At 70.4% G+C, this 22645-nt stretch carries 28 protein-coding genes and 1 pseudogene; 24 read left to right on the top strand and 5 right to left on the bottom strand.

The window, feature by feature from the left end:
* The first annotated feature begins 12 nt into the window (after window positions 1-12).
* The 3 genes from ABZ016_RS22390 (at window position 13) to ABZ016_RS22380 (ending at window position 3662) form a co-directional block, all read left to right on the top strand.
* Window positions 13-2148 (top strand): 3-hydroxyacyl-CoA dehydrogenase NAD-binding domain-containing protein, encoded by a 2136-nt coding sequence (locus ABZ016_RS22390; protein WP_356918406.1) that lies wholly within the window; start codon window positions 13-15, stop codon window positions 2146-2148.
* Between the two features lie 136 nt (window positions 2149-2284).
* Window positions 2285-3052 carry an enoyl-CoA hydratase-related protein gene (locus tag ABZ016_RS22385; RefSeq protein WP_356918405.1) on the top strand — a complete coding sequence of 256 codons (768 nt, stop codon included), beginning with the start codon at window positions 2285-2287 and terminating at the stop codon, window positions 3050-3052.
* Between the two features lie 10 nt (window positions 3053-3062).
* Window positions 3063-3662 carry a TetR/AcrR family transcriptional regulator gene (locus ABZ016_RS22380; protein WP_356918404.1) on the top strand — a complete coding sequence of 200 codons (600 nt, stop codon included), beginning with the start codon at window positions 3063-3065 and terminating at the stop codon, window positions 3660-3662.
* A gap of 201 nt (window positions 3663-3863) precedes the next feature.
* Here the strand turns inward: ABZ016_RS22380 and ABZ016_RS22375 are convergent, their stop codons facing one another.
* Together ABZ016_RS22375 and ABZ016_RS22370 are read right to left on the bottom strand one after the other, a co-directional pair.
* Window positions 3864-4208, bottom strand: coding sequence for an AzlD domain-containing protein (locus ABZ016_RS22375; protein ID WP_356918403.1), 345 nt, complete (start codon window positions 4206-4208; stop codon window positions 3864-3866).
* A complete protein-coding gene (locus ABZ016_RS22370) occupies window positions 4201-4947 on the bottom strand; it encodes an AzlC family ABC transporter permease (protein WP_356918402.1) in 747 nt (248 codons plus the stop codon). Before ABZ016_RS22370 ends, ABZ016_RS22375 begins: the two co-directional genes overlap by 8 nt.
* Window positions 4948-5009: 62 nt before the next feature.
* Here ABZ016_RS22370 and ABZ016_RS22365 point away from each other — a divergent pair, with 62 nt between their 5' ends.
* The 7 genes and pseudogenes from ABZ016_RS22365 to ABZ016_RS22335 all read left to right on the top strand — a co-directional run bounded on the left by ABZ016_RS22365 (window position 5010) and on the right by ABZ016_RS22335 (window position 10503).
* On the top strand, window positions 5010-5468 hold the full coding sequence (locus ABZ016_RS22365) for an Lrp/AsnC family transcriptional regulator (protein WP_356918401.1): 459 nt from the start codon (window positions 5010-5012) through the stop codon (window positions 5466-5468).
* Between the two features lie 781 nt (window positions 5469-6249).
* Window positions 6250-6708, top strand: a complete 459-nt coding sequence (locus tag ABZ016_RS22360; RefSeq protein ID WP_356918400.1) for a hypothetical protein — start codon at window positions 6250-6252, stop codon at window positions 6706-6708.
* A pseudogene (locus tag ABZ016_RS22355) lies at window positions 6705-7861 on the top strand (hypothetical protein). Before ABZ016_RS22360 ends, ABZ016_RS22355 begins: the two are co-directional and overlap by 4 nt.
* A gap of 18 nt (window positions 7862-7879) precedes the next feature.
* Entirely contained in the window at window positions 7880-9109 is a 1230-nt protein-coding gene (locus ABZ016_RS22350) for an MFS transporter (RefSeq protein ID WP_356918399.1), read from the top strand.
* Between the two features lie 84 nt (window positions 9110-9193).
* Window positions 9194-9691, top strand: coding sequence for a hypothetical protein (locus ABZ016_RS22345; RefSeq protein WP_356918398.1), 498 nt, complete (start codon window positions 9194-9196; stop codon window positions 9689-9691).
* A gap of 99 nt (window positions 9692-9790) precedes the next feature.
* Window positions 9791-10216, top strand: a complete 426-nt coding sequence (locus ABZ016_RS22340; RefSeq protein WP_356918397.1) for a hypothetical protein — start codon at window positions 9791-9793, stop codon at window positions 10214-10216.
* Window positions 10213-10503: a hypothetical protein gene (locus ABZ016_RS22335; protein WP_356918396.1), complete on the top strand. Its 291-nt coding sequence runs from the start codon at window positions 10213-10215 to the stop codon at window positions 10501-10503. The genes ABZ016_RS22340 and ABZ016_RS22335 overlap by 4 nt, the downstream gene beginning before the upstream one ends.
* Window positions 10504-10541: 38 nt before the next feature.
* On the opposite strand, the gene ABZ016_RS22330 is transcribed toward ABZ016_RS22335, so the two are convergent.
* Window positions 10542-10727, bottom strand: a complete 186-nt coding sequence (locus ABZ016_RS22330) for a hypothetical protein (protein ID WP_356918395.1) — start codon at window positions 10725-10727, stop codon at window positions 10542-10544.
* Window positions 10728-10754: 27 nt separating this feature from the next.
* Window positions 10755-11045 (bottom strand): hypothetical protein, encoded by a 291-nt coding sequence (locus ABZ016_RS22325; protein WP_356918394.1) that lies wholly within the window; start codon window positions 11043-11045, stop codon window positions 10755-10757.
* Between the two features lie 25 nt (window positions 11046-11070).
* On the opposite strand from ABZ016_RS22325, the gene ABZ016_RS22320 reads away from it, so the two are divergent.
* From ABZ016_RS22320 to ABZ016_RS22280, 9 genes are all read left to right on the top strand, one after another.
* Window positions 11071-11766, top strand: a complete 696-nt coding sequence (locus ABZ016_RS22320; protein ID WP_356918393.1) for a hypothetical protein — start codon at window positions 11071-11073, stop codon at window positions 11764-11766.
* Window positions 11767-11789: 23 nt separating this feature from the next.
* Window positions 11790-12548, top strand: a complete 759-nt coding sequence (locus ABZ016_RS22315) for a hypothetical protein (RefSeq protein ID WP_356918392.1) — start codon at window positions 11790-11792, stop codon at window positions 12546-12548.
* Entirely contained in the window at window positions 12545-13195 is a 651-nt protein-coding gene (locus tag ABZ016_RS22310; protein ID WP_356918391.1) for a hypothetical protein, read from the top strand. The genes ABZ016_RS22315 and ABZ016_RS22310 overlap by 4 nt, the downstream gene beginning before the upstream one ends.
* Before the next feature lie 14 nt (window positions 13196-13209).
* Window positions 13210-13617 (top strand): hypothetical protein, encoded by a 408-nt coding sequence (locus tag ABZ016_RS22305; RefSeq protein ID WP_356918390.1) that lies wholly within the window; start codon window positions 13210-13212, stop codon window positions 13615-13617.
* Between the two features lie 272 nt (window positions 13618-13889).
* A complete protein-coding gene (locus tag ABZ016_RS22300) occupies window positions 13890-14273 on the top strand; it encodes a hypothetical protein (protein ID WP_356918389.1) in 384 nt (127 codons plus the stop codon).
* Window positions 14270-15073, top strand: a complete 804-nt coding sequence (locus tag ABZ016_RS22295; protein ID WP_356918388.1) for a DUF317 domain-containing protein — start codon at window positions 14270-14272, stop codon at window positions 15071-15073. Before ABZ016_RS22300 ends, ABZ016_RS22295 begins: the two co-directional genes overlap by 4 nt.
* 28 nt (window positions 15074-15101) lie before the next feature.
* Window positions 15102-15458, top strand: coding sequence for a hypothetical protein (locus ABZ016_RS22290; RefSeq protein WP_356918387.1), 357 nt, complete (start codon window positions 15102-15104; stop codon window positions 15456-15458).
* Complete coding sequence (locus tag ABZ016_RS22285; protein ID WP_356918386.1) at window positions 15449-16267, top strand: DUF317 domain-containing protein; 819 nt, start codon at window positions 15449-15451, stop codon at window positions 16265-16267. Before ABZ016_RS22290 ends, ABZ016_RS22285 begins: the two co-directional genes overlap by 10 nt.
* Before the next feature lie 73 nt (window positions 16268-16340).
* Window positions 16341-16853 carry a hypothetical protein gene (locus tag ABZ016_RS22280; RefSeq protein WP_356918385.1) on the top strand — a complete coding sequence of 171 codons (513 nt, stop codon included), beginning with the start codon at window positions 16341-16343 and terminating at the stop codon, window positions 16851-16853.
* A 133-nt stretch (window positions 16854-16986) separates the two neighbouring features.
* Here ABZ016_RS22280 and ABZ016_RS22275 read toward each other — a convergent pair whose 3' ends face one another.
* The gene (locus ABZ016_RS22275; protein WP_356918384.1) at window positions 16987-18225 is read right to left on the bottom strand and encodes an IS701 family transposase; all 1239 of its coding nucleotides are present in this window, start codon (window positions 18223-18225) and stop codon (window positions 16987-16989) included.
* Window positions 18226-18482: 257 nt separating this feature from the next.
* On the opposite strand from ABZ016_RS22275, the gene ABZ016_RS22270 reads away from it, so the two are divergent.
* From ABZ016_RS22270 to ABZ016_RS22250, 5 genes are all read left to right on the top strand, one after another.
* Window positions 18483-18656: a DUF317 domain-containing protein gene (locus ABZ016_RS22270; RefSeq protein ID WP_356918383.1), complete on the top strand. Its 174-nt coding sequence runs from the start codon at window positions 18483-18485 to the stop codon at window positions 18654-18656.
* A gap of 80 nt (window positions 18657-18736) precedes the next feature.
* Entirely contained in the window at window positions 18737-19054 is a 318-nt protein-coding gene (locus ABZ016_RS22265) for a DUF317 domain-containing protein (RefSeq protein WP_356918500.1), read from the top strand.
* A gap of 31 nt (window positions 19055-19085) precedes the next feature.
* Window positions 19086-20876, top strand: coding sequence for a TraM recognition domain-containing protein (locus ABZ016_RS22260; protein WP_356918382.1), 1791 nt, complete (start codon window positions 19086-19088; stop codon window positions 20874-20876).
* A 56-nt stretch (window positions 20877-20932) separates the two neighbouring features.
* Window positions 20933-21532 (top strand): hypothetical protein, encoded by a 600-nt coding sequence (locus ABZ016_RS22255; protein WP_356918381.1) that lies wholly within the window; start codon window positions 20933-20935, stop codon window positions 21530-21532.
* 43 nt (window positions 21533-21575) lie between these two features.
* Complete coding sequence (locus tag ABZ016_RS22250) at window positions 21576-22358, top strand: hypothetical protein (protein WP_356918380.1); 783 nt, start codon at window positions 21576-21578, stop codon at window positions 22356-22358.
* Window positions 22359-22645: the final 287 nt, after the last annotated feature.

The raw sequence follows: 22645 nt of genomic DNA, 5'->3' as shown, positions 1-22645 counted from the left end.
GACCTTCACGCCATGACCAGCGAGCACAACGACCACATCCGCTACGAGCGCGACGGCGACGGCATCGTCACCCTCACTCTCGACCTGCCCGGCACGGCGAACATCATGAACAGCGACTACCGCGTCGCGATGGGTGCCACCGTCGACCGGCTGGAGGCCGAACGCAACGACATCGCCGGGGTCGTCGTCACCTCCGCCAAGAAGACCTTCTTCGCGGGCGGTGACCTGAACACTCTGGTCGCCGTCACCCCGGAGACCGCCGACGCCTTCGCCGCCGATCTCGCCGCGCTCAAGGATCAGTTCCGGCGGCTGGAGAGCCTGGGCCGCCCTGTCGTCGCCGCGATCAACGGCAGCGCACTCGGCGGCGGGCTCGAGGTCGCCCTGGCCTGCCATCACCGCGTCTGCCTGGACGACTCCGCCCTCCGCATCGGCTTCCCCGAGGTCACGCTGGGCCTGCTGCCCGGCGCCGGCGGCATCACCCGAACCGTCCGCATGATCGGCGTCCAGGCCGCTCTGCCCCTGCTGAGCGAGGGCAAGCAGCTGCGGCCCGCGAAGGCCCTGGCCGCCGGCTGGGTGGACGAACTCGCCGCCGATCAGGAGGAACTCCTCGCCAAGGCCCGTGCCTGGGTACTGGCCAACCCCGCTGCCGTACAGCCGTGGGACACGCCGGGCCACCAGGTGCCCGACCTCAAACCGCTGGATCCCGCCTCGTACGGCCTGCTCGCCGCCGCCCCCGCCGTCGTACGCAAGAAGACGCGCAGCTGCTACCCGGCACCCGAAAGGATCCTCGCCGCCGCCGCGGAGGGAGCGCTGCTGGACTTCGACACCGCTCTGCAGACTGAGAGCCGCTACCTGCTGGAACTGGTGACCGGCCAGGTCGCCAAGAACCTCATCGGCACCTTCTGGTTCCAGATGAACGAACTCAAGGCGGGCCGCTCCCGCCCGGCCGACCAGCCCCCCTCCCGCACACGCAAGGTCGGTGTACTGGGCGCGGGGATGATGGGCGCCGGTATCGCGCAGGTCAGCGCACGGGCCGGGATCGAGGTCGTCCTCAAGGACGTGACGATCGAGGCGGCCGAGCGGGGCCGGGCCCGCATAGCCGAGGCGCTGGGTGACCGTCATGCCGCCGCCGTGGAGCTGATCACGGCTACGGCGGACGACGCCGGCCTGGCCGGCTGCGACCTGGTCATTGAAGCCGTCTTCGAGGACCGGTTGCTGAAGAACAGGGTCCTGGCCTCGGCCGAAGCTGCGGCCGAGCCGGACGCGGTCATCGCCTCCAACACCTCCACGCTGCCGATCACCGGACTCGCCGACGCTGTCCCCGACCCGGGACGATTTATCGGTCTGCACTTCTTCTCTCCGGTCGACCGGATGCAATTGGTCGAGATCATCCGAGGTGAGAAGACCTCCGACGCCACCCTGGCCCGCGCTTTCGACTACGTCCTGCAGATCCGGAAGATACCGATCGTCGTCAACGACAGCCGTGGCTTCTACACGTCCCGCACCTTCGGGACGTACATCACCGAAGGCGCCGCCCTGGTCGCGGAGGGCGTGCACCCCGCGCTGGTGGAGAACGTCGCCCGCAAGGCCGGCATGGCGGTCGGCCCGCTCGCCGTGCTCGACGAGGTGACGCTCACCCTGCCGCTCAAGATCCGCGACCAGACGCTCGCCGACCTGGGCGACGAGGCCAATCCGGAGCTGCGCACCAATCCCGCCTACCAACTGCTCGACGTCCTCGCCGGAGAGCTCGGCCGCACCGGCAAGACCGCCGGCGCGGGCTTCTACAACTACCCGGCCGACGGCCCCAAGACGCTGTGGCCCGGCCTGGTGGAACGCTGGACCAAGCCGGACGACGCCGGGGTGCCCGAACAGGACGTCCACGACCGGTTGCTGTTCATCCAGGCCCTGGAAACCGTCCGCATCCTCGACGAGGGCGTGCTCACCTCCGTGGCCGACGCCAACATCGGCTCCATCCATGGCATCGGCTTCGCCCCCTGGACAGGCGGCACCCTCCAGTACATCAACGCCTACGGGCCGCAGGCATTCACCGAACGCGCCGACCACCTCGCGGACACCTACGGCGAGCGATTCCGACCCCCCACGCGTCTGCGCGAACTCGCTCACCGGGGCGAGGAGTTCCGCATCTGACGGCGCCGAGCGGCCGGGCCGGGTCATTCACAGGCGGAAGCCATGGACACTGCTGGAGCGTTGCTCTAGATTCGTGCTCTAGAGCAACGCTCCAATCGATATCAGATGCAGAATCAGACGCGGAAAAGGGAAATGCATGCCTGCACGAGTGGAAGACCAGGGACGCGTACGCGTCGTCACCCTCGACGACCCGGCGCGCCACAACTGCCTCAGCCGGGACATGGCGATCAGCCTGGCCGAGACAATCACCAAGTTCTCGCGTGACGACTCCTCGGACGTACTGGTCATCACCGGCGCGGGAGAGGCCTCGTTCTGCTCAGGCATGGACCTGCGCGGCATGCACGAGGTGGCGGACCACTTCTGGACCTACCTCGCCGGCCCGCTCGGCTTCGCCCGGCTGGACGCGGGCAAGCCGACCATCGCCGCCGTCAACGGCAACTGCCTGGCCGGAGGCATGGAACTGGCCGCCTGGTGCGACTTCCGCATCGCCGCAGACAACGCGACCTTCGGCGCCCTGAACCGGCGCTGGGGCGTTCCATTCACCGACGGCGGCACCCAGCAGTTCACCCGCATCATGGGCAAGGGCAATGCCCTGTACCTGATGGAGACCGGAGTGCGCATCGACGCCCAGCGCGCGCAGCAGCTGGGCCTGGTGCAGGAAGTCGTTCCGGAGGGCGGCGCGTTGGACAGGGCGCTCGAACTGGCCCAGCACATGACGACCTACCCGCAGGCGAGCCTGCGCGCCGACCGTCAGGCGGCGATCCGTGGCGACGGACTTCCGCTCGCCGAGGGCCTCAAACTGGAGCTGGACCTCACCGCACCCACCGCGTGGGACGCCGGCACCGCCGAAGGACTGCGCCGCTATGACAAGGGCGACCGGCCCCAGGCCCCCTCTCCCGTATGATCATGCGGCCATGACCACAGGCGACACACGCACACGAGTCCTCACCTGCGCCGCGGCCCTCGCGGCGCAGGGGGGATTCGACGCGCTGAGCGTGGCCGCGCTCAGCGCGGCCAGCGGGGTGAGCAACGGCAGCATCTACCACCACTTCGGCTCGAAGGAGGGGGTGCTCGCCGCCCTGCTGGTGGAGATCATCGAAAGCTACCAACAGGCTGTCCTCACGGTCCTGGACGACCACCCCGACGACGCCCCAGGCGGTGTGCACGGCATCGTCGACGCGCACCTGCGGTGGACCGAGGAGAACCGCGACAGCGCGCGCCTGCTGCACGAGCACGGCGAACAGGTCACCCAGGGCCGCGAACGCGAGCGGGTGGCAGCCCTCAACCAGCACTTCCGGGAGCACAGCGCTGCCTGGCTGGACCGCCAGACGAAGGACGGCACACTGCCCGCCATGTCCGTCGAGGTGGCCCACGCCATCGCCTTCGCCCCCGCCCAGGAGGTCTGCCGCCTGTGGCTGGCCGGCAAACCGTTCCCGCCGCCCACCTCGTTCAGCCAAGCCCTCGGGGCCGCCGCTTGGGCCGGGCTGTGTGCCGCATCCAGCACCTCCAGGTGACACACACGGAAAGCGATGAGCAGCACGCGCACTGGACAGTCAAGCGATTGCGCTGCGCGAATATATAGTGGTTCAACCAAGCCCGCTCTGACCGGGGGTTCGCGGTAAGAGCGTCGCCGCGACATCGGCCGGAAGCCGGGCCGGTCGCCCGGGCGGTGAACGCGCCGTCAATGGCGGCCGTTGCCTTCGTGCCGAGTTCCGTCAGACGGCGAACACGGTAGAGGCGAGGGCGACGTGCAGGCCGGTCCCGGCCAGGATGCTCAGCACGAAGTTGCGGCGCCACAGGTGCACGGCCGCGGTGACGGCCGTGGCGATGGCCAACGCCGCCCACGGATGTGCCCCCGGGGATGTCGACGCGGACGACAGCAGCGAGTAGATGACGAGGATGGTCATAACTCCGACGGGCATGCTCGCGTTGAGATAGGGCAGTAGGGCGCTGCGGCGCAGCGGTGCCAGCAGCGCGAACGGGGCGGCACGCAACGTCCAGGTGACGGCGGCGCTGACCAGGACGACTCCCACCAGGTAGAGGGTGCTGGGTTCAGACATTCCTGCCCTCCTTCCTGCGCCCAAGCGCATACCGGACCAGCAGGTACCCGGTGAAAACGGTCAGTGCGGGGACCAGCATCTGAGTGCCGAACAGGGCGTATCCGGCGAGCGCGGATGCAACGGCGACCAGTGGTGGGGGAACGCTGCGAGTCACGCGGAACGCATCGATGGCCAGGACCAGGAAGAACGCGGTGACTGCGAACTGGAGCCCCACGATGCTGTCGGGGACGAGAGTTCCGCCGAGGGCGCCGAGGGTGACGCTGCCGACCCAATTCAGCTGGAACGTGGCCTGGATGGCCAGAATTCGGCGACGCGACCAGGACTGGGCCTCCGGCGCGGTGGTCAACGCCCACGCCTCGTCGGTGAGCGCGAAAGTGCTGTAGGTCTTCGCGACAGGTCCGTGGATGCGGTGCAGGGGGAACGACAGCGCATAGAAGACGTGCCGGAAGTTCACCAGGAAGGCAGTCACGGCGACCTGGCTCAGCGGGGCCATAACCGTGACCAGCCCGATGAGCAGAAACTCCAAGGATCCGGCGAACACCACCGCGGCGAACACAGTCGCCCACCACCATTGCAAACCGGACTGCGTGACCAGCACGCCGAAGGCCAGCCCCATCGGGATCACACCGAGGACCGCGGGCAGTGAATGCGTGACAGCCAGACGTATCTGGCCCGGTTGCTGCGAGCCGGGGGACTTCTCCGGCGCAGTCGGCACAGGAGCCGGTGACTTGAGAGGCATAGAGCAATGGTAGGGAAGTCCACGTGGTCAAGGATTGCTATTTCGCGCTCTACAATGCCACCATGCGCAATATTCAGCAGCTCGACGCCATCGATCGCGCAATTATCGAGGAACTCCGCCAGGACGCCCGGCTGAGCAATACGGAGCTGGCGCACCGCGTCCGCCTGACCCCCGCTCCCTGTTTGCGTCGCGTCAAGCGCCTCGAACAGGAAGGCGTCATCACCGGCTACCACGCGAGGGTGAACCCCACAGCTGCGGGACGCCCGTTCGAAGTCACCGTCTCGGTCGAGATCACGATGAACAACCAGGACACCGTCGACGCGTTCGAGTCCGCCGTCTCCGCGCTTGACGAAGTGGTCGAGGTCCGCCGGGTCTTCGGCGCACCGGACTACATCCTGCGGGTCCTGGTCGCCGACGTCGGCGAGTACGAGCAGTTCCAGACCAACAAGCTCCTCCGGATCCGGGGCGTCAGCCGCACCATCTCCCACCAGACCATGAAGCTGGTCAAGCAGGAGTGGTGACTGGTAAATCGCCAGCACCTGTCCGACATGCTCCCGGCTCTATGGATGCGATCTGCACGCCCGTCGCCATGGTCATGCGGAGGCAGGGATGCCACGCTCCGCGAGCAAGCCACGTACCCGCTGACCGACAGCGTCCCGGATCGGGCGGACGCCATCGACGCCTTGAACCCTGGGGCCGTACAGCCGCCAGTCCGAGTACCAGTTGCACACACCGTGACCGAGGCTAAAGATCGCGTCGGGGTGCGGTCGGCGGAACCGACCCGTTTCCGCCGAGGACAATGGACAACCCCAAACCCTGTCCATAACCCGGGATCCTGCTGCCAGTACCCGTGTACAGGTACCGCAAGTGGGACGGGCAGATGACGGCCCAGGTCGGATACGACCGGCTGGAGGCGGCTGCCCGGGAGCACGCCTGGGGCGTACGGCCGCAGCCTGCGCGCCTTCCTGCGCGGTGGCGAAAACCTGGTCCGTGGCTGAGGCGCAGATCGTCCTGTCGCACAGCCGGGAGTCCGGGATCGTCGCGATCGCCTCGGGCGAGCAGTATCAGTGGGCGCACACCGCCCCTCCGTGCCGGAGCAGGAGCGCCGAGCACGCGCGTGGCCGGCAATCGAGACGTGGCTCGCCGACGGCGAAACGTTCTTTCGTCAGGCCCGCATCAGCGCGCCCCATCGTCGCCCGGCCCTGCCCGTCACCGCGCCAGCCCGCCCCCTTACCACGGCCCGGCCCGCGCACCGCGGCCCCTGCCCCTTCCGCCCCGCGCCCCGAGGAGAGCCCCGCCTCCTTGCGACCCGGCACCCACTTCGCCTTCGGCGACCACGAGGAACACGGCTTCGTGGCCTCCTTCACCGCCGCCCTGCCCGCGCACCTCGCCCACTGGCACCTGGAGCGCGAGCAGTTCGAGCCCGTTCCCGGAGAACCCGGCCTGTACCGGCTCAGCGAGCCCGAGCGCGACGGAGTCCGCCGCACCCGCCAAGCCGTCCACGACCTGCGCCGCCACGGCTACACCGTGCAGGCCGACATCCGCCTCGAGCCGTCCCTCTCGGCCAGCCCGCCGCGCCCCGCCCGGCCCAACGGACTCCAGGAGCGCCGCAGCCGGCTCGCCCAGGCCGCCGCCGGCCGGACGACGCAGCGCTCCGTACCGCCCACCACCTCCCCGCCAGCGGCCCGGCCGATCCCGCCGAAGCCCACGTACGCTCCTACCGTCCATTTGACGGCCGCGACCGGCGGGCGGTCCCGATGACACTCGCGAGCAGCCCGGCCCCTGACGGCCCCTTGCCGACAGCTCCCGAACTGGCCAACGGGGCACGCGACTTCCGCTTGCGGATGGCGGTCATCGACAGCGAGACCGAGGCCGCGCTCGACCTGACGCGCGACCGCTAGGGCCGTACCGTCCACGCGGGCGCCGCCGCAGCCGCACGAGTCCACCGTGACAAGGCGGCGGTGGAGGCGTACGCCACCCACCTCGCCCCGCACGCCGAGGCTCTCCTCGATGCCGCCCGCCTCGTGCTCGACGAACTGCTACCCGCCCGGCACCTGGCCGGGTGGCGAGCCGTCCTGGACGGCCTGGCTGCCTCCGCCGCCGAGATCCGCCGGGCCCTCGACCGGCCGGCCGCCCCTGACTCCCAGGCCGAACGCACTCAGCACGCGGCCTTGTGGCCGCACCTCACCACCTGGGCGGACCACAGCTCTATCGCCAGCAACCTCGCCGACCAGCGCGACGGCCAGCACCACAAGGCTCCGCTGACCGACGAGGAGCAGCAGATGTGGGCCGAGAGGGCCCAGGCCGCGCAGCGGGGGGGGGCGAGCTGGAGCTGACCGAGTCGTGGTATGCCGCCGACGGGCAGTCGATCACCCTCGCTTACCTGGTCGAGGACAACGACTCGACGGTGGTCGCGCTGCGCGGCGATCCGGGGGTACCGGGCTGGCAGGTGATCGGGCACTACGCCCACGAGTTCGAGGCGGGCAAGGCCCTGCCCGCTCCGGTCCCGCCCGGCATCCTGCGCGCCGACGTCTCCCGGTTCAACCGCCCGGCACCGGCACCGGAGGTGTCCCTGCAGGAACTCATCCGCGACGTCGTCGAAGGCCACACCGCCGGTGACGCATCGAACGCTCTCCTCGGAGCCGTCCAGCGCGGCTACGCCGCCGGTCCGATGGTCCGCCTGCAGGAACTCCTGGAGACGAGCAGCCAGATCGCCGCCCGCCTCTCAGCGTTGGGCCGGCAGATCGAGTTCCTCACCCGTGAAGTCGAAGAGGTGGCCGAAGACCTCGGCACGACCGTCGCCGTCCTGCCCCCGCACCGCACCCCCGTACTACGCGCCCGCCCGCGCCCGGCCGTGGACACCACCCCGCCCACGCCGCCACCCCGCGCCAGCACGACCGCCCGCCACCGCTAGACCCCGAGAAGGCACCCGTTGCCCCCGACCGCACCCCCGGCCTCGGCACCGCGCATCACCTACGGCGCGGTGCTGGGCAGCCCGTACGTCGCCCGCCTCCTCGGCGGCACCCTCACCGGCCGACTCCCCAACGGCATGGTGCCCGTCGCCATCCTCCTGTGGGCCACCACGAGCGGCAGCAGCATCGCGTTCGGCGGACTGCTCAGCGCCCTGTACGGGCTGTCCTCCTCGGTGGTGCAGCCCGTCAAGGGACGCCTCATGGACCGCCACGGCCAGACGGCGGTGCATCTTCCAGCCTCCGTGCTCAACTCGGCTCTCCTGGTGACCCTCCCGCTGACGGGACCCTACGGCGGACCGGGCCTCGCCACGGCCCTCGTCGTCGCCGCCGGCCTGACGACCCCGTCCCTGGAGGCCGGGCTGCGGGCCCTGTGGCCCAACGTGCTGCCCGACGCCCGCCTTCGGCACGCCGCGCTCGCCCTCGACACCGGCACGCAGGGCCTCCTGTACATCGTCGGCCCCCTGCTCGTCGCCGCCCTCGCCTCCGCGTACAACCCGAGCGTCGCGCTCACCGTCACCGCCGTCCTCGGCCTGGCCGGCACCACCGTGGTCGTCCTCGCTCCGCCATCGCGGCGCTGGCGATCGACGCCGTCAGTCGGCACCCTGCACGGTGACGTTGGGCGGCTGACCAGCCCCGGCCTGCTGCTCCTGTTCGTCTCGCTGACCGGCATCGGGTTCGCGATCGGGGCCATGAATGTGTGGTCGATCGCCATAGCCGAGCACCACGAACAGGACATGCTCTCGGGCATCATCCCCGCCGCGTTCTCCACCGGCAGCTTCCTGGGCGGCCTCGTCTACGGGCGCCGCACCTGGAGTCGGACCACCGCCGACCGGTTGATCATCGCCAGCGCCGCGTTCCTCGCCGGATGGCTCCCGCTCGCAACCCAGCCCGCGCCGTTCGCGGCCACCGCCGCGGTCGCCGTGCCTGGTGCGTTCCTGACCATCGTGGTCGCCTGCGCCTACGTGACCACCGATGCCCTCGCCCCTGCGGGCCGGACCAGCGAGGCGTACGCGTGGCTGATCCTCTCGATCGGCGTCGGACAGTCCGCCGGTACCGCCCTGGCCGGACGCCTCGCCGAGCAGACGCTCGCCAGCGCGGCGCTCCCCGCCGCCGGCGCGGCCTTCGCCCTCGCCGTCCTTCTCGCCGCGCGCCGACAGCTCCACCTCGCCGGGCACCGGCCGCGCGGCTGACACCGCCGCCCACTCCGAGGCCGGCACAAGACGTCCTGATCAGGGCGCACCCCCACCTTCCAACCCCTTTTGAGGAGATCGATTATGGCCGTGCGTACGCACTGGACCGTGGAGCACGCCTGCTCCCACAGCGTGGATCATGACCTTTCCAATCGCCCTGCCGACAAGCGGGCGGGCTTTGCCCGTTGGCTCGCGTCGAAGGACTGCACCGACTGCTGGAGGGCGGCGCGCGACGCCGACTCCGAGTCCAAGGAGGAGTGGCTCGCGACCAAGCGTGCCGAGGAGCAGGAGGCAGCCGTCGCGTGGGCCAAGCAGTTCGACATGCCGCAGCTGGAGGGTCCGGAGAAGGCCCTGGACTGGGGCGAGCGCTCCCGCCACCAGCTGATGACGGCCGCGCACACCGCGCTTGTCATCGAGGGCGCGTGGGACGAGGCGGACTGGGCGGAGCTGGAAGAGAAGGCCCGCTCCATCACCCGTGCCGGATGGTGGATCGACCAGCGCGACGCCGAAGGCACTGACCTTCTCGAACTCCTCGACGCGGCCAGTGAGGCGGACCGCGGGACGGAGAACCCGTTCCGCTGACGGCGGGGCAACATAGCCGGGGAACGCCGGTTAGCCAAACCGGCGTTCCTCCGGACTATTGATGCTCCCACCCCGCCAGCAATCGCGCGGAAGGAACTCATGTCCCAACCCCCGCCCACCTCAGCGTTCGCACCCACGCCCGACCGGCTCACCCCCGACCGGGACATCACCCACGCCCACTTCCAGGCCGGTGACACCGTCGTCGTCCTGAAGGGAGTGGCCGGCGGAGAGCTGTGGGGCGACGCGATGCGCGTCGTGGCCCCTTCCTGGCACACCCCGACCGACGAGGACGGGTGGCGGCTGCGGGATCCGACCGGTGGCGCCCAGTCCTACGTCACCGCCCACCCCCGCTACCTCGTGCACCTCTCACGCCGCTGCCCTGACTGCCTGATCTACCTGCGGGCCATGGAGGACACCCTCCTCGCACGGTTCGCCGACCGCGACGATCTGATCGACTGCGGCTGGTACACCACCACCGCCCTGGGCCAACTCGTGCACATCGCCGACATCCGGAGCGGCCGTTGATCCCCCGCCTGCACGAGCGGACCCACCGGCCCCACCACCCGCTCGAAGAGGCGCTGGGGCGGCCGGTCTCACCGAACGAGGGCCTGAAGGAACACACGATCGCCGCCCACTGGCCCGGCCTGGATTACTTCACCCTGGACGACGAGCAGAAGACCTGGACGTCCGTCCAGTGGGCCGAGCACCTCGAAGACCCCTACTGGAGCACCCGTTCGCCCCCAGCCCCGACGACGACCGGCGGGCGATCCTCCACCTCGACATCCGCCTTCACCCCGACGACCGGGAACTGACCGGACCGGAGTGGGCCGAGGTCGCTCAACGGCTCGCACTAGCCGTCGGCATCGAGATCCCCGGCAAGGAACATGGCTGCCGGTGGATCGCCGTCCAAGCCCAGCCAGGGCGCCTCGACCTGATCGCCAACCTGATCCATCTCGACGGCGCGTGGCACGCTCCTCCCGCAGACAAACTGCGGCGCCTGGCACAGGAGGCGCGTCGCATCGAACAGGACCTCCACCTGATCCCTGTCCGATCCGACCCCCCTTCACGGCCTGTCGTCCGCGCGGCGCTCACGGCGTCGGCCCAGCTCGCGACCATCCTCACGCAGCTCGCTGACGAACAGGCCGGCCCTCTGGCAGCGGTACGCGGACTCGTCGAGCACGCCTCGCACCGGATCGCCCGCCAGCCGGGAGCAGCCGGCACCGATACGGCACACCGCCTGGAGCTGATCGCCCGCCGCCTCCATTCCATCCAGCAGGACCTGGACACCACCGCAACCCGCCTGGTCCAGCCCCGTGCCGTCCCGGCCCCGGACGCCGTCCGGCACAACGCCCACCGATCAACGTAGGAGAAACGTCTCCTTGCCCCGCACCGAACGCTTCCTGGACATCCGCCGCGACCCGCACTCCGACGAACTCCTTGCCCGCGGCGGCGACTCCGAGGCACACAGCATCCTCCAGCGCGCGGGCTTCGTCGCCGTCGTCCGCGTCCATGAGACGTACCACCGCGCCCCGACCGGCCTGGCGGAGGACGACGAGTCCCGTCTGGCCGCCGACGCCGTGGCCCGCCTGCGGGCAGCCGGATACCACGTCGACTGCGACGCGGGCTTCGACAACGACTCGCGTCCGGCCAGCTACCTGCCGCTGGGATCCTCCGTTGCCCACGTCGCCGAGCGCCTTCGCGAGGCCGCCACTACAGACGAGGCGGCCGATGCGCTGACTGAGCTGACCGCCGCCCACGACGGCGTCCTCGCCGCGCTGGAGGAAGTCCTCACCGCCACCGCCGACTTCCACGACGGGCTCGGCCAGGTGGCCGACCCCTACATCGCGCGGCGGCTGCGCTACCTCGCCGACGAGCACCTTCGCGTCATCCGTACCGACCTCTCCGAGACCCGCAACCAGCTCTCCGACCGGCATGCCCCGCACCCCGGCCGCAGCATCCGCACCGGGGAAGTCCCGTCAACCGAGCAAGAGCGCTCTGCCGTGTGCGCCTGCACGCCACCGCCGCGCCCCCTGCCTGTCCCGCCGCCCCCGATGGCCGCCGGACTGCGCCGCTGACTCCCACCTCGCCCAAGGACACCATGCACGACCACGACACCTCCGAGCGTCTCGCCTCGTACGCCGACGTTCTCGCCGGCGAACTCCCCGACAGTTGGACCAGCTCCCACCTGCCGGCCGACGCCAAGGACGACCTCGCCGAACTCGCCGACCGCATCTGGGACCTGGACCTGGTCGCCGCCTCTCTCGCCGAGCACCCCCTGCAGCAGGCCGCCGTCCTGAGCCGACAGGACGGTGCGCAGCTCGTCCTTCTGGACCGGCACGACGAGCGCGACGGCTTCCTCATCGCCGCCGTCGCCCCGCACGCTCTGCCCGACGAGGCGTTCCGCGGCGTTCCCGAGCCCAACGGCATCGCCCTGGCCGATGACCCGTTCCTGAGCGCCGAGCAGGTCACCGGCGACCTGCTCGCCCGATACGACAGCGCCCTCACCCAGGTCCGCCACAACGCCCTGGGCGGCGGCATCCAGCCCGCCCAGCCGGACCGGGTCGTCCTGACCTGGCAGCCGGACGGCAGCATCGCCACCGCCCCCGCCGACGACCGCGCCACCGCTGTCCTCATGGCCCACGGCTTCGTCCAGGACCCGCAGAGTGGCATCTACCGCCTGAGTGGTGACGACACCCGGGCCCAGGCCCGCGCCCTGCGCGAGATCGGCCCGCGCCTCGACGCGCTCGGCATCGACACCGCTCTGCAGCATCCCGCAGGCCGGACCGCGCCCACCGCCGCCGCTTCCGTGCCGCCCGTCCCTGCCGGTCCTCGTACGCCAGCCACCCGGTCTCGGTGAAGCAGACGGAGCCCGACTTCTGGGTGCTGGAGTACGTCACCATCACCAAGGACCCCCGAACCGACCTGGTCGTGGCCATCGGCGGTACCGAAAAGGCCGCGGACATCCTCCAGCGAACCGGCGGCTTCCTCCCCGCTCCCGGACCGCGCGGGGACTATCACCGGCTTCCACACGGCCTGCCCGTCGAGCAGCAGCGCCGGAAGGCGACCGCAGCCTCGCACGCCCTGCTCGCCGCCGGTCACAGCGTCCACATCGACCCCACACTGAACATGCTGGTCGCACCGGACGGTGAACGTGAGGCCGCCCTGCGCTGCCTGGCCGGCCTCGCTGAGCGAGCCGCAGCCGCCACAACCAGCAGCGAGGTGGCCGAGGTCCTGACCGAGATCGCTGCCCCCGTCCACGGGCTGCTGCCCCTCGCCAGAGAGGTCGTCGTCCGCGCCTGGATCGCCGCCAGCGACTTCCAAGGGGCCGTGCCCGCCGGGGAACCCGATCCCATCGCACGGCTCGGAAGCACCGCCACCTCCATGAGCGAGGCCGCGCGCGCCATCCTCCACGCCCGCAACCACGCCGCGCGCCCTGCGCAGCGGCCGGCCACTACCTCACCACCGCCGAGCCAGGCCCAGCCCGCGGAATCCCGCCGCCGCTGACCCCGGAGAACCACATGGCCAACCTGGCCGACGAATACGGCACGGACGTCGAGATCTACATCAAGGCCCTGACGACCACCATCCACGCCGACACCCCAACGGGTGCCCCCGCCCAGCTCCACGACCTGCTGGAACACCTCGGCCTGGAACGCCACGCATACCCCACGGGCGCGCCGCTCTACATCTGGCACATCGTGCCCGAACACCTCGACGCCAGCGAGCAGAAGCGGCTGGCAACCCGCGCCATCCCCGTCCTGCTCCTGGCCGGGTACGAGGTCAACTGCACGCCCGACGTCTTCGACGAATCCGCCTACCGACAGGCCGTGCAGGACCTGCGTACCCGAGCGGGCCGCCCTGCCGTCCGGCAACAGGCACCGATCGGCTCCCCCTCGCCTGCAACCCCGGCCCGCCGCACCCCGTAAGGCGCCTGGGCGGTCCCGGCACCGCGCCGGGACCGCCCGCCTCACCACCCGAGACCCGGAGAAACCCGTAGCAACCCGCACCCCCCCACCGATCAGCAACCGGCTCAAGCCCCGACTCGCCACGGCCTTCTTCCGCCGCTATCTGCGCGCCTGTATTCCGACCGGCCCCGACCGCACCTCCCCGCTGGCCGGCGCCCGCCCTGAGGCCGCCCTCGCAGAGACACAGCGCGTCGGGCACCGCCACCACTGACCGTCCACCGACCCGGAGGAGCATGTCCCACCCCGCCCCCTACCCGGTGAGACTGGCCGACGAGATCACCCGCCAGCTCGGCCAGCTCGCCGACCACCTATCTCAGCTTCCCCCGCCCCAGGCCGCTCAGGTCATCGCCCGCGTGCTCGACCCGGATACCGGAGTCCTTGGCGGCGTCACCCACCTCGTCGCCACCGGCAGCGTGTTCGCCAAGGACCAGGCAGAGCGAGGCGCGCTCCCCGCGGAGGTATGGCTCGCCCTGGGCCGTGCCTCGAACGAACTCGGCGACATCACCCTTGACCTGGACGAACACAAAGACGCTCTTCAGCGCGTCGGCGCCCCGCCCGCCACTACGGCGGCGAAGCCCCCGGCACCCGCACCGCTCGTCGTCCGGCGCCGCCGGTGAAGAAGAAGCAGTGGCAGGGCTGGGGACCCGACGAGCAGGCCGAGCAGCACTACCTCGTCCAGCCCCGCGCCCTGGCCGGCGGCGGCGACGTCCGGCACGTCTCGGAGTTCCTGCGCGCCTCCGGCTGGAGGGACAAGTCCAAGACGGGCGGCCCCCTGCGCATGGAGAGCCCGGACCGCACCGTCCGCATCGCCTACGACCCCTACGTCCTCCCCGGCGGATGGACCATCCACGGCCACGCAGACGGAGCGAACGGCGAGTGGTCTGCCCACCTGGGCCGGCAAACGCCGGTGGAGATCGTCGCCGGCCTGACCGACGCCCTCACCCGCCACCGCTCCGCCCACGCCCCTAACGTCTGGGCCCCTCTGCAGGAGCAGAACTGGCACACGCGCTTCGAGGGCCAGGACTACATGGCGACGAGCCCCGACGGCACCGCGTGGATGCAGTACCGGCAAAGCCCCGACGGGGCGGTGATGTGGTGGACCGGAGCGCAGGACAAGCAGGGCAACGGCTGGACGGCCAACTTCACGCCGAACACCCCGATGCACCTGGTGCAAGCCTTCTCCACCGAGCTCGCCAGCCCGGACCCTGTGATGCGCCCGCGCGGACGCGTGCCGCACAGCGCGCAGATCCGTACCTGGTCGGTGTCCGTGAAGCCCTCCCAGCTCAGTGCGTGGCAGCAGGCCCGCATCACGGCCGCCCGCGCCGCCACCTGGGCCCGCAACAGCGCCCGTAGCACCAGGCCGCGCACCAGCGCCCGTCCCTACACCCCGACCGGCGGCGCACGCACCCGCCGCTGACCGCAATAGCCCCGCCCCGAGGAGCCCGATGCCCGCACTCACCCCGGACACCATCCGCACCCTGACCGAAACGCTCGCGGACCTCACCGACTACCTGCGCGAGAACCCCGACCCCGCAGAAGCCCTCGCCCTCGTCGAGCCCCTCCTCGACGAGTACACGGGCCTGCCCGTCCAGTTCGCCGACACGCTGCGCGCCCTCGCCCGCGCCGTTCAGGAGAACCCTGACGCGCGGCGCACGGCGCAGGGCGACCTGCTGATCACCGAACTGCGCACGGCCGCGTGGGAACTGGCAGACCAGCACACCCTCCACTACGTGCTGGACGATCTCCGTGACCTGTACGGCAGTTCACCGACGGGCGAGCAGGGGTGCTGCTGGTGCCGCTGAGCGAACGGCAGCTCGCCGCCTTCGCCGACAAGCACGCCGTGCAGATCCCGTACGACACCAGCCCCCGCCACCTCGCCGGCCCCGGAGACGCCCGCCATGTCACCCACGGTCTGGCCGCCGCCGGATGGAACGCCGTCTCCGACCCCCTGAGCGCCGAGATCATCCTGGCAAGCCCTGACCTTCGCCACCGGCTCCAGTTCGACCCGCAGTCCCGCACCTCGGCGTGGTGGCGGCTACGGGCGGAGCCCGTCGGCACCGAGCCCGGCTGGTACGCCGAGTTCGGCGAAATCGTGCCCGCCGAGGTCCTAGCCGCCTTCACCGACGCCCTCACCGTCCCGCCGCCAAAGCAGCCGGACCCGTGGCAGCAGGTGACCTCGGCAGGATGGCACCACGAGCCAGACGGCGCGCGCTCGCCGGACTCCATGTGCCACATCGAACTGCGGCCGTTGAGCGAATTCCACGACCGGTCGTCCTGGCACATCGAGACCCGCGAGCCCGGCCACGGGGAGTTTTCCGGCCCGCGCATCTGGCACGCCTACCTCGACGAGCACACCCCCGCTCACCTGGTCAGCGCGTTCCTCACCGCGCTGACCGACCGCAGCCCGCTCCAGCGCGGCATGTTCGAACGCACCGGCCACTACAGCGCCGTACAGGAGCCGAGCCCACTGCGCCCGCAGCAGGTGGTCGAGGCCCACGCCACGCGCATCAAGTATCTGCGCGCCCAGGCACGCTCAGCCCGCCGCCAGCAGACGAAACCCGCGACGATCCCGGCGCACGCCAGTACCGCGCAGCCGGCCGCTCGCCGCTGACCTGACAGGACCCCTCCTCATCTCCCGAGACCACAACGCCCACCGCGACTTCCTGCGCCACCTCGACCACTACGTGCGGGACAGCCAGAAGATCCTCGACGCCTGGGACGCCTACTCCGACGAGCACACCGGCCTCGACGGCTGGCCATACGACGACCACGCCTACGGCATGCGCAAGAGCCAGCGCGATGCCGACACCGCCGAGGCGTTCGAGCTGCTCCGCTACGGCGCCCGGCACCTGCTGGCGACCGCCGAGACACAGCTGGCCCAGTTGCCGGAGAACACGGTGCAGAGCCGCTGGGTATACCAGCTGGGCGTCCTGCACACGGCCCTCGACCGTCTCGACGAACTGCACGAGCAATGGCTGCTCACCCGCGACGCCCTGCCCGCCACCGCCAAGCCCGGCACCGCCGAATTCGACGAAGCCCTCGCCGAATATCACGCCGAATCCTGGAGCTACCTCGACAACTGGGCCACCCACGGCAAAGCGCTCCGGGAGATCAACACCGCAGCCCGCAAGGCCCCCTCATCCCTGGTTCCCATGCCTGCCCCCTCACCCGTGCGACGAACCGCGGCACGGAAGTGACTAGTAGTGCTTCGTTAGGTTCTTGGCTGTCTGTGGCTGCTCCGAGGGCTGGGCAGGGGGCGTCCGCAGGTGGTGCAGGTGCCGGTCCAGCACCTCAGCAGGTCCTGAAGAGTGTCGAGGACCTGGTAGAGGGTCAGGCCGGTGTGCGGGCTTTTGGGTCGAGCCGCCTGAGGGTGAGGAATGCCTGGGCGGCGGTGACGAGGGTGACGTGGTGGTGCCAGCCGCGCCAGGTGCGGCCCTCGAAGTGGTCCAGCCCGAGGCCATGCTTGAGCTCGCGGTAATCGTGCTCGATCCGCCAGCGCATCTTCGCCCACCGCACCAGGTCAGCGACCGGTGTGGTGGCAGGCAGGTTCGATATCCAGTAGTCCGTCGGAGTGTCCTGGCCGTCCGGCCATTCGACGAGAAGTGTCCGGGCGGGCAGGACGCCGTCCCATCGGTTGCGGCCGCCGCCCGCCTCCTGAGCTGCGGCCAGGGACTGCTTGCCCGCGGGCCGCACTGTCAGCACCGCGAACCGCGAAGTCATCTCCCCTTTGCTGCCCTGCCTCCACATCACCTCGGTGAACCGCTCCGCACCCGCCTCCCTTGCGAGGACGCAGACGGCTCGCGGTGGGGTGCGGTAGCGGGCAAGGGTGGGCGGTCCGAGCCCGCCATAAACAGGCTGGCGCGACTCGACATCCGCCGGGTGGGCGACTTCCTTCCCGTTCAGGGCCAGGACATAGGACAGCCCTCGCTCCTCGAGGCCGAGCCGGAATGGGGTGCTGACGCCGTAGCCGGCGTCGGCGACCAAGACCGGCGCCTTCAACTGCCACTCGGCGAGTGTCTCCAGGAGACTGAGCGCGAGACGCCACTTCTCCCGGTGCACCACGACCTCGCCGGGGACTCCCGCCCTGCGGCATCGGTCCGGCTCGTCCGTCCACTCACGCGGCAGATACAACTGCCACTCCAGCGGGCACGAGGCGGTGTCGGTGGCGGCATGGACACTGACCGCGACCTGGCAGTTCGCCCGTTTCCCGACCGCTCCGCAGTACTGGCGGGCCACCCCCACCGACGCCTCGCCACACTTGGGGAACGACACATCGTCGATCACCCACACCTCGGGCCTGACAACTCCGGCCAGCCGCTCGGCGATCCGCTGCCGCACCGGCAGCGGATCCCACGGCGACTGGTTCACGAACTGTTGCAGGACCTGCATGTTCCCGTCCGGCAGCCGCTCGGCCATCGGCTGGATCGACTTGCGCCGGCCATCCAGCATCAGGCCCCGCAGATAGCACTCGCCCCACCGCCGCTGATCCCGCCGCGGAAACGACCCGCACACATCGGCAACGAACTCCGCCAACTCATCCCGGAGCCGCTCCACTTCCCCCAACCTCACACCGGGAAGCTGCCCACCACCAGCCGAGATCACTCAAGGTAACGAAGCACTACTAGGGCCCCGACTCCCGAGACCGTCGAGGTCGACTTCATCACCCCGCGTCACCTCGCCGGCGGCGGTGACCCCGCCTGGATCACCGTTCCCATCCACCGTGCCTGCGGATGGAGCCACGGCAACGACCCCCTGATGCCACGCGTCCTGCTCTCCAGCCCAGACCAGAAGGCCCTCCTGCGTCCGGAGCCCGACCCCGACGACCAATGGTGACCCTGCGCCACGTCGCCGAGCCGGACCGGCCCGCCTGGTACGCCAGCTTCGGCGCCCGCACGGCCGTCGAACTGATCGCCGCCTTCACCAACGCCCTCACCGACCCGGCCCCAGCCGCTGACGCACCTTGCGACCCGTACGGAGCGCTCCGGCAGGCCGGCTGGTAACCGTACGGCGACAACGGCCTTGCTTCCCCCGACAAGACGGCGTACGTCGAGCGGCTGGGAACGCCGGCTGATCGGGAAGCCTGTTCGTCACGGTCACCCTCGGCCTGCACCAGAAGGTCTGGCAGGCCCGCTTCGGTGCGCACACTCCGCCACACCTTGTCGCCGCGTTCACCGCCGCGCTCGGCGATCCGAAGCCCGTGCACCGCACCGACAGCGGGCGCAGTCTGCCGACCCTCGATCCGAACGTCGTCATCCGCCGGACGACCGACGTGCTCGTCGTGTACGTCGCCGGCGCGCTGGAAGACCGCGTTCACTCCCTCGCTTGCCCGCACTCCACCACGCCGACGGCCTCGATCCCCTCACGGCCAGCGCCGCCCAGGCACGGCCGCAGCCGCTAACCCTCCCTCCCCACCCGGAAGCACATAGCCCTTGCCCCCTCCCTCCTCCAGCAGCAACACCGACGGATACGACCTCGTCCTGCGCCTCCTCCTCGGCGTGCTCGCCGTCGTCGTCCCCTTGTCCCACCTGGCCTGGCTGTCCGGCAACATCACCGCCTACCTCACCGGCACCAGCTGGGCCCCCTACCAGCCGACCAACGCCCTGCTCCGCCCCGAGCAGGTCTGGCCCGACGCAGGAGAAACGTCCCTGCTGATCGGTGCCCGCATCGTCCCGGTTCTCCTGCTCCTCGCTCTCGGGGCAGGGGCTGGCGTCCTGTGGGCCCGGCACAAGAACCGAAGCGGCGTCCGGAAGACGATCACCGATATGGCCAAGGCCCGGGACATTGAGCCGCTGATGGCCAAGGCGATCACCGACAAAGCCCGTTCCCTGCGCCCCAGCCTGAAGGACAGCAAGCACATCGACGCGAAGGACACCGGCATCCTTCTCGGCAACCTGCAGGGCAGCCGCCACGAGGTACGGATGGGGTTCGAAGACGTCGCCGTAGCGATCATGGCGCCCCGGTCCGGCAAGACCACCTCGCTCGCCATCCCGTCCATGCTCGGCGCACCCGGCCCGGTCCTGCTGACGTCGAACAAGGCCGCCGGCGACGCCTTCACCACCGCCTACGAGGCAAGGGCCCGGGTGGGGGCGGTATGGACCATGGATCCACAACAGATCGCCCATGCCGCCCGCGAGATGTGGTGGAACCCTCTCGCCAGCGCGACCACCTTGGACGGGGCGAACCGGCTGGCCGGACACTTCCTCGCGGCCTCGGTGGACGCCTCCCAGCAGGGCGACTTCTGGTCGAAGGCCGGCAGCAACATCTTGGCCCAACTGCTCTTGGCCGCGGCGCTCGACGAGCGGCCCATCACCGACATCATGCAGTGGCTCGCCTTCCCCGCCGACCGCACTCCGCTGGACATCCTGCGCGACCACGACTTCGCCGCCGTCGCCGCTCAGCTCAAGGGCACCGTCGAAGGCCCCCCGGAAACGAGGGACGGCATCTACGAGACAGCCCGGCAGTACGCCTCCGCGCTCCTGAACGCGGAAATCGCCGCATGGGTGACGCCGCAGAAGGACGTCCCGGAATTCCGGCCGGAGCAGTTCGTCACGTCCACCGACACGCTGTTCCTACTCAGCAAGGACGGCGGCGGCGGAGCCTCGGCGCTGATCGCCGCGTGCGCGGACTCGGTGATGCGGGCCGCGACCGCGCAGGCCGAACGTGCTGGCGGGCGCCTGGATCCGCCCATGCTGGCGATCCTCGACGAGGCTGCCAACGTGTGCAAGATCAGCGACTTGCCGGACCTGTACTCCCACCTCGGCTCGCGCGGGATCATCCCGATCACCATCCTGCAGTCCTACCGCCAGGGCCAGAAGGTCTGGGGAGACGCGGGCATGGACGCCATGTGGTCCGCCTCCACCGTCAAGGTGATCGGCAGCGGCATCGACGACCCGGACTTCGCCGACAAGCTCTCCCGCCTCATCGGCGACCACGACGTGGAGACCACCTCCACCTCCACCTCCGAGTCCGGCAAGTCGACCTCGGTGTCGATGCGGCAGGAGCGGATCCTGCCCGCCGACGCGATCCGCGCCCTGCCCAAGGGCACCGCCCTGTGCTTCGCCACCGGGATGCGCGCCGCCATGCTCGACCTGCGCCCCTGGTACCTGGAGCCCGGCGCAGGCGAGTTGTCCGCCGCCTCCGCTCGCGCGTCGAAGGCCATCACCGCCCGCGCCATCGCCAAGCACGCACCCCAGCAAGGCGACTACGGCACAGCTGCCTGACGGAGCTGCCCCACAACCCTCGATCGCGCTCACCGTCCCCTGATCATCGGAGCACCATGGCTCTCATCGACCATGCCGACGTCTTCATCGGCTCGACCGACGACGGATGGACCTTCGTCGTCCTCAACCGTCCCATCCGCAACGCCGCCCGCATACTGACCGGGGCGGGATTCACCCCCCGCGAACACCAGGGCCGCACCCTCTACCTTCTGCCGCCCGAGACTGCCGAGGACGCGCACGAGCGCGCCGGCGTCGCCGTCTACGGGCTCCTGGCCCACACCCACGACCTCGTCGACCTGGCCTGGACGACGCGCCAGTACAGCGGAAACTCAGCCGCCCAGCCCGACGTGACCATCCGCTTCACCGACCGCGTGGTCACCGCGACCGCGGCCACGGAACAGGCCGCCACCATCCTCGCCCAGCACGGCTTCACACCCACGGGAGCGAAGCGGCAATACACGCTGCCACCTGAACTCGGTGAATCCGACGGACTCAGCGCCGTTATCGGCGCCGAGGCGCACCTCCACGTCCACGGCATCAGCGTGCGCGTCGGCCTCGGCATCGCCACCCTGCACGACATCCCCCCGGCGCCCTCCCGGCCCAGCGCCACTCCTGCACCGCCGTCCACCACACAGGTCCAGCGGCGTAGCCGCTGACGATCGTCCTCTTTCTCGGAGCTGCACCATTCGCACGATCGACTTGCATGCGGAGATCACCCGCCTGCGCCAACTGGGCAGTGACTTCGAGGAATTGCACAGCGAGGTCCGCTCGCTCACCCTGGCACCCGGCACCGACGCCCGTCAGCAGCTCTCGTCGAAGATCGTGGCCACGAACGAGCTGGTCCACCGGGCCATGGAGTGCCTCGCCGCACTCGACGGCAGCCAGTACACCGCTGTACCCGGCAGCCGCCCGGCTCTGGAGGCACTCGCCTCCGTCGTCTACTCCGCCACCGTCACCTCCTCCGACCTGGCCGCCGTGCTCCTCGAAAACCCGCTGGAAGGCGCCCCGTTCCCAGGTCCGCCGGCCGATGAAGCAGCCGTGCGCAAGGCACGGCACGAGAAGGCGCGCCCTGCCATGGCAGAGCACCTCGCGGACGCCGCCCATCAGCTCGACCTGGCCCACACCGGCTGCTACTACCTCGCCAGCGGCATCACCCGCGACCTGAAGCAGCACGCCGAACAGAATCAGGCTACGGCGGCTCCGAAGATCACGGATAGCCAATACGCCGTCCTGACCCGGCTGTCCGCAGGCGGCGGCACCTTTTACGTGATCAGCCGACACGGCGCACTCAAGGCCGTCGACAAGGACCGGGCCACCGTTAACGTCGCCACCCTCAACGCCCTGATCAAACGAGGACTCGTCGCGGTGGACACCACAACGTCCCTGCACCAGGGCCAGCGACTCTACGTCGTCACCGTCGAAGGCCATCGCGCCCTCGCCCAGCACAAGCTCACCACGCCCCCGTCCGGGCAGCGGCCGTGACGCCGCCTGCGACGAAGCAGGCTGCGGGACGCAGCGCGATGACCGGCGCCACCCCACCCGGCCCGCCGTCTCATTCCACGCGGAACGGGGACGCCCAACCCTCCGGTCCTGTCGAACCGCCGTTCGCCATACCTGAGCTGTCGGCCATTGCACGGCGCCTGACCTGGCAGCAGCGCGCCGCCCTGCGGGTTCTCGCCCGGACGCCCAGCCGTGTCCGGCAGCGGAACAACGGCTCGCCGTACGTGGACACCCAGACCTCGTCGCACATCGCGATCACCACGTGGAAC

Source organism: Streptomyces sp. NPDC006372, assembly GCF_040612515.1.
Lineage (GTDB): Bacteria > Actinomycetota > Actinomycetes > Streptomycetales > Streptomycetaceae > Streptomyces.
This window is presented reverse-complemented; position numbering and strand designations above follow the sequence as displayed.

Coding starts and splice junctions, on each gene's coding strand:
- ABZ016_RS22390 (WP_356918406.1), top strand. CDS start 13: ATGACCAGCGAGCACAACGACCACATCCGCTACGAGCGCGACGGCGAC.
- ABZ016_RS22370 (WP_356918402.1), bottom strand. CDS start 4,947: ATGCCTCTCAAGTCACCGGCTCCTGTGCCGACTGCGCCGGAGAAGTCC.
- ABZ016_RS22340 (WP_356918397.1), top strand. CDS start 9,791: ATGTCCCAACCCCCGCCCACCTCAGCGTTCGCACCCACGCCCGACCGG.
- ABZ016_RS22385 (WP_356918405.1), top strand. CDS start 2,285: ATGCCTGCACGAGTGGAAGACCAGGGACGCGTACGCGTCGTCACCCTC.
- ABZ016_RS22315 (WP_356918392.1), top strand. CDS start 11,790: ATGCACGACCACGACACCTCCGAGCGTCTCGCCTCGTACGCCGACGTT.
- ABZ016_RS22290 (WP_356918387.1), top strand. CDS start 15,102: ATGCCCGCACTCACCCCGGACACCATCCGCACCCTGACCGAAACGCTC.
- ABZ016_RS22270 (WP_356918383.1), top strand. CDS start 18,483: ATGGTGACCCTGCGCCACGTCGCCGAGCCGGACCGGCCCGCCTGGTAC.
- ABZ016_RS22300 (WP_356918389.1), top strand. CDS start 13,890: ATGTCCCACCCCGCCCCCTACCCGGTGAGACTGGCCGACGAGATCACC.
- ABZ016_RS22380 (WP_356918404.1), top strand. CDS start 3,063: ATGACCACAGGCGACACACGCACACGAGTCCTCACCTGCGCCGCGGCC.
- ABZ016_RS22365 (WP_356918401.1), top strand. CDS start 5,010: ATGCGCAATATTCAGCAGCTCGACGCCATCGATCGCGCAATTATCGAG.
- ABZ016_RS22305 (WP_356918390.1), top strand. CDS start 13,210: ATGGCCAACCTGGCCGACGAATACGGCACGGACGTCGAGATCTACATC.
- ABZ016_RS22345 (WP_356918398.1), top strand. CDS start 9,194: ATGGCCGTGCGTACGCACTGGACCGTGGAGCACGCCTGCTCCCACAGC.
- ABZ016_RS22255 (WP_356918381.1), top strand. CDS start 20,933: ATGGCTCTCATCGACCATGCCGACGTCTTCATCGGCTCGACCGACGAC.
- ABZ016_RS22375 (WP_356918403.1), bottom strand. CDS start 4,208: ATGTCTGAACCCAGCACCCTCTACCTGGTGGGAGTCGTCCTGGTCAGC.